We start from the raw sequence: 12763 nt of genomic DNA, 5'->3' as shown, positions 1-12763 counted from the left end.
GTGCCGCCGGCGGGACGCGTCGGCGGCCAGGAGGGACAGCGCGCGGTGAACAGCGACAGTGACGTACCGATCTACGCCCAGCTCATACGGGAACGGGGGGACGTCCCTGGTGACGTCCGCCGGGAGGCCGAACAGATCCAGGCGAACCTGGAGCGGGTGATCATGCCGTTCCGTCCGGGCCTGCCGACGCCCGGTTTCTTCCGCTGACGCAGTGGGCTGCCATGTCGTTGAGTTCGAAGGACGGCTCGGCCACGGCGACGGTGACCGCGCGCGTGCTCGCCGAACACCGGGGGCAGGGGTTCGGCGAGCAGCTCCACACACCGTGGATCGAGCTGCGACTGGCCCGCTGAGGCGTCAGCGCACCACCTTCTTCGGGCACAGCAGCCTCGGCTGCCGGTCGCCCTTGAGCTTCGCGCTCACGCATCCGGCCGGGACATCGTGCGATGCGGTGGCCCCGAAGTTGGCGGTGACGGTCAGCACTCCGTCGCCGAAGACGGTGCGCTGCACGGCACGGTCGGCGGTCAGCCAGCGGAAGGACGTCAGCCGCTGGGTGCCCGCCTTCTCGTGGAGCGGGGCGAAGTACTTCTGCAGAGCCGCCAGTTCGGGCCCGTCGTGCTTCAGGGTCGGCCCGTCGAGGACGTAGTTCAGCGGGACGTTGTACAGCATCGCCAGCATCGCGCGGTCCTGCTTCTGCTGCGGCAGCTTGCCGAACGACAGCTCCCAGCGCTCGACGTTGACCAGTGAGCCGTGCAGGGCGGTCTCGTACAGCGGGATGCGGTACTTGGGGTCGTACATCTCCCGGGCGAGGTCGGCGGGCAGGTCGACCGGCTTGAAGAAGGTCTTCGGCGCCTTCTCCGGGGCGTATCCGCCCCACACCTCCTTGTTGCGCTGCAGCGCCCACAGGCCGTTGCCGACGGGGGTCGCCGACCCGTGGTTGAAGGCGACGACCTGGTTGGCCCACGCTCCGGCCGACTCGGAGCCGAGGACGAGCCCGCCGTCCTGGAGGCGCTTCATCCGGGCGAGGCGGTGGGCCCGGTCCTCGGCCTTGGTCATCTTGTGGTCGGGGCTGTGGTCCCGGAAGAGGTCCCCGGCCGCGTCGACGTCGAGGAAGTAGCTGTCGGCGCCGTTGGCCACCATGTGGCGCGTACGCTCGGCGAGGTAGTGCTTGGCCGGCTCGGACTGCTCGAACGCCTGCGAGCTGAGGTAGCAGCCCCGGTTGCCGAATCCGGTCTCCGGCTTGCCCTTCGCGTCGATCACGCAGTAGTCGGGGTAGACGCGGCCGGGCCACGCCGAGCTCGGCGAGTCGGCGGTGGCGGGGTCCTGCCCGTTGGCGAACGAGTCGTACGGGCCGACGAGGTAGCCGTTCTTCTTCGCCGCGCCGACGGCCCGGGCGCTCATCGGATCGGTTCCGGCGTCGTAGCCGAGCCACATCCGGCTCACGCCCAGCTTGTGCAGCTCCGCCATGCCCTGCGGCGTCCGCGCGTCGCCCCACAGATAGGCGTGGAAGGCGCCGAGCAGCTTGCCGTCGGCCGGGTTGGCCCTGATCTTGTCGCGCAGGCTGCCGAGCCGGCCGTGCTCGGAGAGCCAGTCGCGGTAGTCGACGGCGGGGGCGACCGGGTTCCCGTCGGTGAGGGCGAAGGTGACGGTGTACGAGCGGGTGTCCTCGGCGCCGTCGAAGGAGTGGGTGGCCGTGCCGCGCAGCCGGCCCCGGTCGGAGGCGAACCCGAGCGAGGTGCCGATGTCGGTGGGGACGAGATAGCTCGCGCCGCGCCTGCCGTACGTATAGCCCCACATCGGCATGGTGAGAGCGCCGGTGCCCAGGTCCATCGGCTCACCGGTGAGTCCGCGCTCGGGCGCGCTCCAGAAGGCGTCGCGCACGGGGATGTTGAGGCCCTCGCCACGCGGGAGCTGGAGGTCGGAGGCGGACGCGTCGGTGCCGGTGACCGGCCACCGCACCTCCCCGTCGCGCCCCGCGGCCATGCTCACACGCAGCCGCCCGCGCTCCGCGACGGCCGTGACCGTCAACTTCTTCGCGGGATACGTCCAGCGGGCTCCCCCTCGTATCTCGGTGACCGGGCCCGGTCGGCCGAGGTCGGTCGCGGCCGGGGCGGACAGCTCCAGGTCTCCCCCGGACTCCGGGTGCGCCCGTACGGCGAGTGACGCGGTGTCGATGACGGCGGTGCCGCCCCGGACCGGAACGGTGACCTTGCCGTCCCCGGTACCGGTGGCGGAGACTTCGGCGCCGGCCGCCGTGGTGCACCCGGCGAGCGCGGCGAGGGCGAGGGTGACGGCGAGCCCGTGGGCGGCGGCACGGCCCCGGGGCTTGCTGTGAGTTCGGCTGCGGGTCCGGCTGCGGGTCGAGGAAATTGATCTCATGCGTCGTGAATAGTCGTGCACTATAAGAGGGTTCTAAGAGCTCCGGTACAACGGGCAAGACAACGGAGAGTGTCCATGGGTGCTGCCAGGGTCGCGGTCGTGACGAGCGCCGCCGGTATCGAGTACGACGTGGACCTCCCCCTGATCGTCGACGCGCTGCGCGCCGACGGCCTGGCCGCGGAGGCGGTGGCCTGGGACGCGGACGCCGTGGAGTGGAGCGGATTCGACCGGGCGGTGATCCGCTCGACCTGGGACTACTCGGGACGGCTCGACGAGTTCCTCGCGTGGGCCGAGAAGGCGGGGCGCGCCACCCGGCTGTGGAATCCGGTGCCGGTGGTGCGCTGGAACAGCGACAAACGCTATCTGCCGGAACTCGCCGGGCGCGGCGTCGCCGTCGTGCCGACGCGGGTCATCGACCCGGGCGGTCGGTGCGAGGAAGCCGACTTCGATCTGCCCACCGGCGCGGTGGTCAAGCCCGCGGTGTCCGCCGGTGCCCGGGACACCGCACGGTACGAGCCCGGCCGGCACGCGGATGCCGTACGCCACGCCCGGATGCTCCTCGACCAGGGCCGCAGCGCGATGGTCCAGCCCTACCTCCCGCTGGTGGAGGAGGGCGAACGCGCGCTGGTCTTCCTCTCCACCGGCGAGGGCGGGCTGACGTTCAGTCACGCCATCCGCAAGCAGCCCGTGCTGACCGAGCCCAATGTGATCGACAACTTCAGGGACGCGCACCCGGGCATCGCTCCCTACGACCCGACCGGGGAGGAGATCCGTACCGCGCTCGACGCGCTCGCGGCGGTTCCGTCACCCGACGCCCTGCTGTTCGCGCGGGTGGACCTCGCGCTGGACGACAGCAGGACGCCGGTGGTGATGGAGCTGGAGCTCATCGAGCCGAATCTGTTCCTACAGAGCGATCCGCGCGCACTGGAGCGGTTCGCGTCCGCCGTGGCCGCCGTGGGATAGGGCTAGGCCCCAGGACCTAGGGGAGGGTGACGTCGACGCTGACCGGCAGGTGGTCGGAGGCATCGCTGTCGATGACCTCCGCCTGCCGGACGGTGAGGCCGGACGAGGTGAGTACGTAGTCGATGCGCTTGTGCGGGTCGCGGGCGTCGAAGGTGTATCCCGCCCCCTCCCCAGCCGCGCGCCACGCGTCGCCGAGGTGCCTGGTCAGTACGCCGACCTCGCGGGCGCCCGGAGTGGCGTTGAGGTCGCCCACCAGCACGGTGGGACGGTTGGAGTCCTCGATGACGCTGTTGATCGCATCGGCCTGGGCGAGCCGCTCGCTCTGCGAGGTGTGCTCCAGGTGGGTGGTCAGGACGCGCACCGCCGTGCCGTCCACGTTGATGTCCGCCTCCAGCAGGCCGCGTTGCTCGCCCTGGCGCGGGCGGGGCAGCCGTGCGTTGTGGGCCTCGACGACCGGGTAGCGCGACAGGATCGCCGTCCCGTACTGGCGCCGGGGCGCCCCGGACCGCGGCGGGTCGAGGCTGAGGTTGGCCCCGTAGACCACGTGCATGCCGAGGCGTTGGGCGAGCCAGCCCGCCTGGTCCACGAAGTTGCTGCGCGCGTCGTAGTGCCGGTCGACCTCCTGGAGGCCGACGATGTCGGCGCCGCTGTCCTTCACCACGCGGGCCACCCGGTCGAGGGCGAGGGCGTCGTCGGCGCCCACGCCGTGGTGGATGTTGTAGGTCAGCACGGTCAGGGTCTGAGGTGCGGCCGCCGCCGAGGACGTCGGTGCGGCGGTCATCGGGATGAGCATCAGGACGAGAGCCAGTGCGGACCTGGCGCACACACGGATCACTGAACACCTCTGTCTTCTTGGAAGGTTTACGGATGTCGTCGGACGGGGCGGCGCACAACTCGGAACATGCCGACGCGCCCTGACGGCGTGGGTGCTGCTCGGGGCCGTCGGGCGACGCGGACATGGACGTGGACGGGACGGGGGCTTCGGGGTCGGACTCGGGGCCTCGGTGTCTAACTCCCCACTTACCGAGCAAGGTTGACAAAAATCATCCGATTGGATGGAAATTCGTCTCGTGGGATGCGCTCGCGCTTCGAGAGGACTCGCGCGGCTTGCGCCTGTTGACCGGCCCGGCACCGCGATACTGCGTCCATGCGCATCCTGATCGCGACGGCCGGGTCGGTCGGTGACGTGGCGCCGTACACCGGTCTCGGCGTACGGCTCCAACAGGCGGGCCACGACGTGGCGATCGCCACGCACGAGGGTTTCGAGCAGGTGGTGCGAGGGGCCGGGCTCGGCTTCCGTCCGCTGCCGGCCGACCCCCGCGCGGTACTCGCCTCCGAGGGCGGGCAGCGGCTGCTGGACGCACGGACCAGGGCACGAACAGTCGTGGAGCTCGTACGCATCGGACGCTCACTGATGCCCGAGCTCGGCGCGGCCCTGCTGGACGCGGCGGCGCGCGGCACCGACCTGGTCCTTTCGGCGGCTACCACCGCCCCGTTGGCCCGGGTCGCGGCGGAGGCCCTCGACGTACCCAGCATGGGTGTGTTCCTGCAACCGCTCGCGCCCACCGGCGACTTCCCGCCCGTGGCCACGGGAGCGCGCTCGATGGGCCGGTACGGCAACCGCCTCGGCGGCGCGGCCGTCCAGCTCGCCACCGACCGTATCTTCGCGCCCGCCGCCCGCGCCCTGCGCGAGGAGCTGGGACTCGCCGCCCGCGGCCAGGCGGCCCAGCGACGGCTCGACGCACGCACCAAGTGGCCCGTGCTGCACGGGTTCTCCCCCACTGTGGTCCCGCGCCCGGCGGACTGGCGGCCGGGGCTCGACGTATCGGGTTACTGGTGGCCGCACCCGCGGCCCGGCTGGCGGCCGGACCCACGGCTCACCGACTTCCTGAGCAGCGGTCCGCCGCCGGTGTTCGTGGGGTTCGGCAGTCTGGTCGTCGCCGATTCGGAGCGGCTCGGGGCGCTGACGCGTGACGCCTTGCGGCGGGCGGGAGTCAGGGGCGTGGTCCAGGCGGGCTGGACGGGGCTGTCGGTCAGCGACGACGACGTGCTCACGGTGGGCGAGGTGCCCCACCACTGGCTGTTTCCGCGGATGGCGGCGGTGGTTCACCACGCGGGCGCCGGAACCACGGCCGCCGGGCTGCGGGCGGGGGTACCGGCGGTACCGGTGCCCGCGCAACTGGACGCGGGATTCTGGTCGTCACGGCTGACCGCGCTGGGTGTCAGCCCCGGTCCCGTACCCCTGCGCTCGCTCAGTGCGCACCGGCTGGCGGCGGCGCTGCGGCAGGCCGTCGAACAACCGGCCTTCCGGGACCGGGCCCGGGTGCTCGCCGCCCGTATCCACGCCGAGGACGGCGCCGCGGACGTGGTGGCGGCCGTGGGGCAGCTGGCGGGGGCGGAACGGTAGGGAGGAGGGCCGCTTTCGCCTCTCCCGGGAACACCCTCACAGGCCTGGGGTGGGCCTCACGACGCCCGGGCGTCCGTTCCCTACGGGGAGCGGACGCCCGGGCCTTTCGCGGTTCAGAGGCTCAGAGGCTCAGCAGGTCCAAAGCCTCAGAGACTTCCGGGACTTCAGGAACCTCAGAGGCTTCAGAACGTGAGGTTCCAGCTGTCGATGCGGCCGGTGTCCCCGTTGGCGTTGTCGTTCACACGGAGCTTCCAGGTGCCGTTGGCCACCCGCGCGGAGGCGTCGACGGTGTACGTCTGGTGGATGTCGTCCGCGCTGCCGCCGGTGTGGTTGTGCAGGGTGTACACGGTGCCGTCGGGGGCGACGAGGTCGACCTTCAGGTCACCGATGTAGGTGTGCACGATGTTCACGCCCACCTTGAGCGCGGCCGGGGCGTTGCCGGTCACGCCGGTGACCGTCAGCGGGCTCTCCACGGTGGTGTTGTCGCTGACGGCGACATCGGCCGTGTTCTCGAAGTACTTGCCCGGCGGGACGGTGGCGCCGACCGCCTTGAGCGCGTCCACCTGGCCCTCGCCGAAGAACGCGTTCTTGGCGGTGGTGCCGGTGCACCGGCTGTCCGACGGGCAGGCGACGTCGTTGGCCTGGACGGCCAGCTTGTCGCGCAGCTGCGCCGGGGTGATGCCCGGGTCGGCGCTCGCCAGGAGCGCGGCCACACCCACGACGTGCGGGGAGGCCATCGACGTACCGCTCTTGGTGCCGTACTTGCCGCCCGGCAGGGTGGAGTACACACCGTTGGAGCCGTCGCCGCCCGGGGCCGCGACGTCGATGACCCCGTTGCCGAAGTTGGAGTACGACGCCTTCACATTGCCGCTGCCCATCGCCGAGACCGTGACGACGCCCGGCAGTTCGGTCGGGATGTCGAGGCAGGCGTTGGTGATGCGGCGGGTGGTCGGCGTCGAGTCGTTGGGGCTCGCGGTGTCGGTCGTCTTGTTCGCCAGGTCGTAGTTGGAGTTGCCCGCGGCGGCGACCTGGAGGGAGCCCTTGCCCTCGGCGTACTCCTGGGCGCGGCGCACCCCCTCGATGATGGCGGCCTGGTCGACGTTGTCCGGGCAGTTGAACTGCCACGGGTCGGTGTAGTAGCTGTTGTTGGTGACCTTGAAACCGTGGTCACCGGCCCACACCAGACCGCAGACGGTGTTCTCGGCGTAGAAGAGCGTCGAGGTCGGCTCGGCGAGGCGGACCGAGGCGATCTTCACGCCCGGTGCGACGCCGACGACGCCCTTGCTGTTCTTGGCGGCGGCGATGGTGCCCGCGACGTGCGTGCCGTGGCTGTCCACGTCCCGCCAGGCGCCGGCGCGGGTGTCCGGCTTGCCGTAGGCGCAGGAGACCGAGTCGGTGGCGTCGAAGTTGGGCGCGAGGTCCTGGTGCTGGTCGTCCACGCCGGTGTCGAGGATACCCACCTTCACCGAGGCGGATCCGGTGGAGACCGCCCAGGCCTGGTCGGCCTTGATCTGGCTCATGTCCCAGCGGACCGGCTCGCCGGCGGGGGTGGTCGACTGGGCGGGGTTGTTCGGCAGCGCCGGGTCGTAGGCGTCGGCCGGGACGTCCGCGGTGCGGGTGGCGCCGACCTGCTGGACTCCGCTGACGCCCCGCATGGTGGTGGCGAAGGTGCCGGAGGCGGAGTGGGCGACGATGACGCCGATCGCGTCGAAGGAGGAGAAGACCGTGCCGCCGTTGGCGGTGACGGCCGAGCGCACCGCCGAGGTGTCACCGGGTGCGGTGATGACCAGGTAGGCACGGGTGCCGGCGACCCAGGCCGCGCTCCGGGCCGTGACCGGCGCGGCCGCGTGGGCCGGGGCGGCGGCAGCCGGGGCGACGGGCTGGGTGCTCGCGAGGGCGGGAGCCGCGAAGGTCAGCGCGGCTCCGAGGGCGGCGGCGCCGACCAGGAAACGTCTGGGGCGTCTGGATATGGGGGGTATCAATGCGTCCTCCGATGACCCGACAGGTGCGGGTGGCACCTACCGGGTCGTACGAAACGAGTGGTGGACGCAAGATGTCAGATGATCACCCGGGGAGGGAAGTACCTTTCACCGTACGGGTGTTCCGGCGGGGCTACCGAAACGTGCCGGAAACATGATCGTTTCCGATACGCACGTCGGGTGAGCAGGGCGGACGGTCAGAGCGCGTGCCCGGTCGTCGCGTCGACGTGGGCGGGCACCTCGTCGTGGCGGTCGCCCACCGTGAGGGTCCCACTGGGCTCGAACACGAGGATCGAGGCACCGGACGGCGAGGACGGTTTGTGCTCGGTGCCGCGCGGCACGGTGAAGACCGAGCCGGTGGCAAGGGTCACGGTCCGCTCGCCGCCGGCCTCCCGCAGGGAGATGTCCAACTCCCCGTCGAGCACCAGGAAGAACTCGTCGGTGTGGTCGTGGACGTGCCAGACGTGCTCGCCCTCGACCTTGGCGACGCGTACGTCGTAGTCGTTGACGCGGGTGACGATGCGGGGGCTCCACAGGGCGTCGAAGGAGGCCAGGGCCTGGTTCAGGGCGATGGGTTCGTTGCTCATGACCTCATCCTCGGCCGTGGTGCTCCGCCCCCGCGAGTGCTAGAAATCGCATATGCCGCAAGATTCCTCGCATGGGGCCCGCGCGCCTCACACCCACCGGGTCGTCGTGATCGTCGACGAGAACTCCAACCCCTTCGAGCTGGGCTGTGTCACCGAGGTGTTCGGCCTTCGCAGGCCCGAACTCGGCCGTGAGCTCTACGACTTCACCCTGTGTGCCCCCGAGCCGCACACTCTGATGCGGGACGGGTTCTTCACGCTCACGGGCGTCGCCGGACTGGACGCGGCCGACACCGCGGACACCCTGATCGTGCCCAACCGGCCGGACACCGACGTGCCCCGGCGCCCCGCGGTCCTCGACGCCGTCCGCCGTGCGCACGCGCGCGGCGCACGTCTGGTGGGGATGTGCAGCGGTGCCTTCACCCTGGCCGAGGCCGGGGTGCTCGACGGGCGCCGCGCCACCGCGCACTGGCAGTGGGCCGACTCGTTCCGGGCCCGCTTCCCCTCGGTCGATCTGCGGCCGGACGTGCTGTTCGTGGACGACGGTGACATCCTCACCTCGGCCGGCAGCGCCGCCGCCCTCGACCTGGGACTGCACCTGGTCCGCCGCGACCACGGCGCCGAGGTGGCCAACTCGGTGAGCCGAAGGCTGGTCTTCGCCGCCCACCGGGACGGCGGGCAGCGGCAGTTCGTGGAGCGGCCCGTCCCCGACGCCCCGGACGAGTCGCTGGCTCCGGTGCTCGCCTGGGCCCAGGAGCGGCTCGGCGAACCCCTCACCGTGGCCGACATCGCCACCCGCGCGGCCGTCAGCCCCGCCACCCTGCACCGCCGCTTCCGCGTCCAGCTCGGCACCACCCCGCTGGCCTGGCTCACCGGCGAGCGGGTCGCCCTCGCCTGCCGTCTCATCGAACGCGGCGAACCGCGGCTCGACGTGGTCGCCCGCCGCAGCGGCCTGGGCACCGCCGCGAACCTGCGCGCCCGGCTGCGCCGCGAGACGGGCCTGAGCCCCTCGGCGTACCGGAGGCGCTTCGGCCCGGAACCGACGCTCACGCCACGGTGACCGCGAGTGTGTGCTGCCCGGTCGGCGGCACCTTCCACACCGCTGACAGGCGCCGGGCGGGCCGCTGCGGCTCGACATACGTGGCCGCAGCGGCCCCGGCCCCAACCGGGTTCAGCTCGCGCAGTACGTGTCCCGCTGCGGACGCACGCCTGTGGTGAGGAACGTGGTGACCGCGCGGTCGCCGCACGCGTTGCCGTTGTCCAGGTACATGCCGTGGCCGCCGTGGTCGACCGTGACCAGGCGGGCCCGGTCGCCCCACGCCTCACGCATCTTCAGCGCGCCGAAGTACGGCGTCGAGGGGTCCCGCAGGCCCTGCACCATCAGGATGTTGGACGGGCCGTCGTCGGTGAGCCGGACCGGCTTCTCGGCCGGTGCGTCCTTCATGAAGGTGCAGGGCAGAACGTTGACGGGGCTGCCCGCCGTGAGCGGGTGGCGGATCCGGTCGGCCGCGACGGCCCGCTCGTACGAGGGGACCGACTTCGGCCAGCTCACGTCGTTGCAGAGCACCCCCACGACGGCCGCGGCCTCCTGGTCGCTCATCGGCTCGGCGAGCGGGCCGGGCAGGGCCGGTGTCGCCTTGGGGTCCTGGGCCGCCTTGATGAGCTGCGCCAGCATGGGGAAGGTGCCGTCCGAGTAGAGGGCCATCTGGAGCGCCTGGCGGAGCTGGTTGCCGGTGAGCAGGACACCGTCCTTGGCCGTCTTCCTCGGCTCCGCGTCCAGCTTCGCCGCCAGGGCGATGACCAACGGCCGTACGTCCTCGGCGCGTTCGGCCAGCCGCAGGCCCTTGGCCTCCCGGGCCGGGTCGGAGGCCCAGGCCGCGAAGTCCGGGAAGCGGATGTCGGCCGCCGGTGCCATGTTCGCCAGCCAGCCGCGCTCGACGCGCGCCGGGTCGGGGTCGCCGCTGCTGTCGAGCACCCAGCGGTCGGTGTGCTGCGGGAACAACTGCGCGTACACCGCTCCCACGTAGGTCCCGTACGAGACGCCGTACGCCGACAGCTTGCGCTCGCCGAGCGCCCGGCGGAAGCGGTCGATGTCACGGGCCTCGTTGCGGGAGGTGAAGCTGCGCAGCTCCGGGCCGCCGTTGCGCGCGCAGGCCTCGGCGATGCGGCGGGACCTGGCGATGTTCTCGCTGATGTCGCCGCCGGGGCCGGGCCACGACCGGAGGTTCACCATCATGCGGTCGTCGTCGGAGAGTTCACAGCTCGCCGTGGTGCTGGCGCCCACGCCGCGCGGGTCGAGACTGACGATGTCGTAGGCACCGCCGGTCTCCTTGCGCAGCGCGGCCCCCTGCTCGGCCAACTGCTGGAGCCCCGATCCTCCCGGCCCGCCGGGAATCACCAGGAGCGCCCCACGCCGCTTGTCCGGAGTCTCGCTGCGCAGCCGGGAGACGGCGATCGTGAGGCTCGGGCCGTGCGGATCGGCGTAGTCGCGCGGCACGGGCAGCAGGGCACACTCCCGCCCGGTCGCGGCGCCGTCGTCGGCGCAGGGCTTCCAGTGGAGCACGGGCGCCTCGGCGCTGCCGGAACGAGCCTGGGCCGCCGGTACGGCGGTGGCGGTCAGGGCCGTGGTGGCGGCCGCGAGGGAGAGGGCGATCGCGAGGCCTCGGTGGCGGTAAGTCGTCATGGGACAAGGGTGGTTGAGCGGGCCGCGTGATCCCATCCGGCAGGCAGGACGGCGGGGGTGGGGCTAGCCCCCGGGGCGCGCACGGGTCCGCGTCACGTGGTGTGCTTGTGGAGCGCCTGTGACACCTCCGGGCGAGCCGCACCCCGATTCCGGGGTGCGGCAAAGGGCTTTGACGTGCTGGTCAGCGCACGATCTGGTCGCCGTCCGGCACGTCCTCGACCGTCACCGCGCCGCGCGGCTGCCTCAGCTGGAGCGCCACCGCCTTGGCCAGGCCTTCGAAGTCCCGGCCCTGGGGCTGCGGTACCGCTTCCCCTTCGCCGTACGCCTCGATCGCCCGGGTGAAGTAGCCGGGGTGCCAGGCGCCCACGGCGCCCCGGACCTCGACGGCGGCGACCGGGCGTCCCGCCACGGCCTTGCGCAGGGCGGGCAGGATCTCGTCCGACCTCAGCTCGCCCGGCACCTGGAACAGGCTGGCGTGGGCGCCGACCAGGCCGCCGCCGCGCAGGCGGACCGTCACCGTCAGACAGCTGGTGACGGAGGGGTAGGTGAGCACACCGCCCCGGGCGACCTCCCTGATCTGGCCCTCCGTCACGGTGGCGGCGGCCGGCGCCGAGTGGGCGGGGGCCACGGCGACGCCCGCAGGGCGGGCCTGTGCCTGCGCGGGGACGGCGACGGCGGCCGCGAGGAGCGGCAGGGCCAGCGCGAGCACCACCGCACGTTCTCCCGTACGGCTCCGGTCGGTTCGGGTGGTTCGGGTGTTTCGCTGGGACGGCTGCTGCGGGGACAAGAAGAACTCCTGTTCAGGGCGGACTCGGGGCCGGGCCGGGGGCACGGGCCTCGCCGCCAAGTATTCAGGGTGCCTCGAACAAGGTGGGAAAGCGCGGTGCCAGCCAGGGTTTGCGGCCCCACGCCAGGACGCGGCCACGGGCGATGGCCGCGCGGGGCTCGACGCGGCCGAGGGCCATCAGCAGGAACGTGACGGGCTCGATGTGGATGGTGCAGTCCGGGCGGCCCGGCGGCCGTTCACCGACGGTGGCCGCACCCTCGGTGAATTCCACGCCGAACCGCGCGCCGCCCCACAGACGGACGGTGTACCGCGCGTTGCAACCCGCCGCGGCACCCGCGTCCACCACCCGTGGCATCGCCGCGACCATGAACGGCAGGGTCAGCTCGACGCGCCGCCGGTCGAGCATGTGCGGGCGGCCCACCGCGCGGGCGATGTCGTAGCCGTGGCCGAGCATGTGCGTGAGCAGATACGCGCCCAGGGTCGGCAGGTCCATGGTGCCCATCGGGGTGACCAGCGGCCCTGCTCCACCCCCGTCCGCCGCCCCGGCCGCGTCGAGGTAGGCCGCCGACTGGGCCACGATCATCGCGGCCAGCGGCTCGGCCGCCCGTTCGCCGAACTCGGCGAGGGCGCGCGCGTTGGCCGCCGCGATGCTCCCGGGCGTACCGTCCCCGTGGCCGCGGCCGTGTCCCGCCGCGATCTCGGCCATCAGCTGGTTGGCCTGCGCCAGGTGCGCGGCCGTCTCCCCCAGCGTCCACTCAAGACCCGGTACGGGCACGCTCGTGTCGCGGGCCCCGCGCAACAGCAGGGCGATGTCCTCGGCGGTGCCGCGTATCGCGTCGCCGAGCCCCGGCGGCAGGCTGTTCCCACTCGACTGGTGTGCGCTCATGGCGCCGGAGCCTGCCCCAGCCCGTGCCGTGTGTCCAGGGCCGGGCGGAGCCGATCACGGCGGCGGCGAAGATCCACGGGTATCGACAGGAGGCGCGC

Annotated in this window: 12 protein-coding genes; 5 read left to right on the top strand and 7 right to left on the bottom strand. The window is 72.4% G+C overall.

Translation table 11 applies throughout. The features are described from left to right. The first annotated feature begins 45 nt into the window (after positions 1-45). A complete protein-coding gene (locus OG965_RS35355; protein ID WP_371656145.1) occupies positions 46-207 on the top strand; it encodes a hypothetical protein in 162 nt (53 codons plus the stop codon). 14 nt (positions 208-221) lie between these two features. Then, on the top strand, positions 222-350 hold the full coding sequence (locus OG965_RS35350) for a hypothetical protein (protein WP_371656144.1): 129 nt from the start codon (positions 222-224) through the stop codon (positions 348-350). Positions 351-354: 4 nt separating this feature from the next. Here the strand turns inward: OG965_RS35350 and OG965_RS35345 are convergent, their stop codons facing one another. After that, positions 355-2376, bottom strand: a complete 2022-nt coding sequence (locus OG965_RS35345) for a glycoside hydrolase (RefSeq protein ID WP_371656143.1) — start codon at positions 2374-2376, stop codon at positions 355-357. Positions 2377-2451: 75 nt separating this feature from the next. Here OG965_RS35345 and OG965_RS35340 point away from each other — a divergent pair, with 75 nt between their 5' ends. Beyond that, positions 2452-3339 (top strand): RimK family alpha-L-glutamate ligase, encoded by an 888-nt coding sequence (locus tag OG965_RS35340; RefSeq protein ID WP_371656142.1) that lies wholly within the window; start codon positions 2452-2454, stop codon positions 3337-3339. Between the two features lie 16 nt (positions 3340-3355). Here the strand turns inward: OG965_RS35340 and OG965_RS35335 are convergent, their stop codons facing one another. Continuing rightward, positions 3356-4120: an endonuclease/exonuclease/phosphatase family protein gene (locus OG965_RS35335; RefSeq protein WP_371656141.1), complete on the bottom strand. Its 765-nt coding sequence runs from the start codon at positions 4118-4120 to the stop codon at positions 3356-3358. 366 nt (positions 4121-4486) lie between these two features. Between OG965_RS35335 and OG965_RS35330 the strand changes: the two genes are divergently transcribed. Further along, positions 4487-5746, top strand: coding sequence for a glycosyltransferase (locus OG965_RS35330; RefSeq protein ID WP_371656140.1), 1260 nt, complete (start codon positions 4487-4489; stop codon positions 5744-5746). A gap of 182 nt (positions 5747-5928) precedes the next feature. Here OG965_RS35330 and OG965_RS35325 read toward each other — a convergent pair whose 3' ends face one another. Together OG965_RS35325 and OG965_RS35320 are read right to left on the bottom strand one after the other, a co-directional pair. After that, positions 5929-7728 carry a S8 family serine peptidase gene (locus OG965_RS35325; RefSeq protein ID WP_371656139.1) on the bottom strand — a complete coding sequence of 600 codons (1800 nt, stop codon included), beginning with the start codon at positions 7726-7728 and terminating at the stop codon, positions 5929-5931. Between the two features lie 194 nt (positions 7729-7922). Further along, the gene (locus OG965_RS35320; RefSeq protein WP_371656138.1) at positions 7923-8312 is read right to left on the bottom strand and encodes a cupin domain-containing protein; all 390 of its coding nucleotides are present in this window, start codon (positions 8310-8312) and stop codon (positions 7923-7925) included. A 52-nt stretch (positions 8313-8364) separates the two neighbouring features. On the opposite strand from OG965_RS35320, the gene OG965_RS35315 reads away from it, so the two are divergent. Next, entirely contained in the window at positions 8365-9369 is a 1005-nt protein-coding gene (locus OG965_RS35315) for a helix-turn-helix domain-containing protein (protein WP_371656137.1), read from the top strand. Between the two features lie 111 nt (positions 9370-9480). On the opposite strand, the gene OG965_RS35310 is transcribed toward OG965_RS35315, so the two are convergent. The 3 genes from OG965_RS35310 to OG965_RS35300 all read right to left on the bottom strand — a co-directional run bounded on the left by OG965_RS35310 (position 9481) and on the right by OG965_RS35300 (position 12665). Further along, positions 9481-10992: an alpha/beta hydrolase gene (locus tag OG965_RS35310; protein ID WP_371656136.1), complete on the bottom strand. Its 1512-nt coding sequence runs from the start codon at positions 10990-10992 to the stop codon at positions 9481-9483. Between the two features lie 181 nt (positions 10993-11173). Then, positions 11174-11704, bottom strand: coding sequence for a hypothetical protein (locus OG965_RS35305; protein WP_371656135.1), 531 nt, complete (start codon positions 11702-11704; stop codon positions 11174-11176). A 139-nt stretch (positions 11705-11843) separates the two neighbouring features. Beyond that, entirely contained in the window at positions 11844-12665 is an 822-nt protein-coding gene (locus OG965_RS35300; protein ID WP_371656134.1) for a maleylpyruvate isomerase family mycothiol-dependent enzyme, read from the bottom strand. Positions 12666-12763 lie beyond the last annotated feature (98 nt).

The sequence above is a fragment of the Streptomyces sp. NBC_00224 genome (assembly GCF_041435195.1).
Lineage (GTDB): Bacteria > Actinomycetota > Actinomycetes > Streptomycetales > Streptomycetaceae > Streptomyces.
This window is presented reverse-complemented; position numbering and strand designations above follow the sequence as displayed.

Excerpts from the sequence above, each read along its gene's own strand:
- OG965_RS35335 (WP_371656141.1), bottom strand. The coding sequence starts at position 4,120 with ATGACCGCCGCACCGACGTCCTCGGCGGCGGCCGCACCTCAGACCCTG.
- OG965_RS35315 (WP_371656137.1), top strand. The coding sequence starts at position 8,365 with ATGCCGCAAGATTCCTCGCATGGGGCCCGCGCGCCTCACACCCACCGG.
- OG965_RS35330 (WP_371656140.1), top strand. The coding sequence starts at position 4,487 with ATGCGCATCCTGATCGCGACGGCCGGGTCGGTCGGTGACGTGGCGCCG.
- OG965_RS35345 (WP_371656143.1), bottom strand. The coding sequence starts at position 2,376 with ATGAGATCAATTTCCTCGACCCGCAGCCGGACCCGCAGCCGAACTCAC.
- OG965_RS35320 (WP_371656138.1), bottom strand. The coding sequence starts at position 8,312 with ATGAGCAACGAACCCATCGCCCTGAACCAGGCCCTGGCCTCCTTCGAC.
- OG965_RS35350 (WP_371656144.1), top strand. The coding sequence starts at position 222 with ATGTCGTTGAGTTCGAAGGACGGCTCGGCCACGGCGACGGTGACCGCG.
- OG965_RS35310 (WP_371656136.1), bottom strand. The coding sequence starts at position 10,992 with ATGACGACTTACCGCCACCGAGGCCTCGCGATCGCCCTCTCCCTCGCG.
- OG965_RS35340 (WP_371656142.1), top strand. The coding sequence starts at position 2,452 with ATGGGTGCTGCCAGGGTCGCGGTCGTGACGAGCGCCGCCGGTATCGAG.
- OG965_RS35300 (WP_371656134.1), bottom strand. The coding sequence starts at position 12,665 with ATGAGCGCACACCAGTCGAGTGGGAACAGCCTGCCGCCGGGGCTCGGC.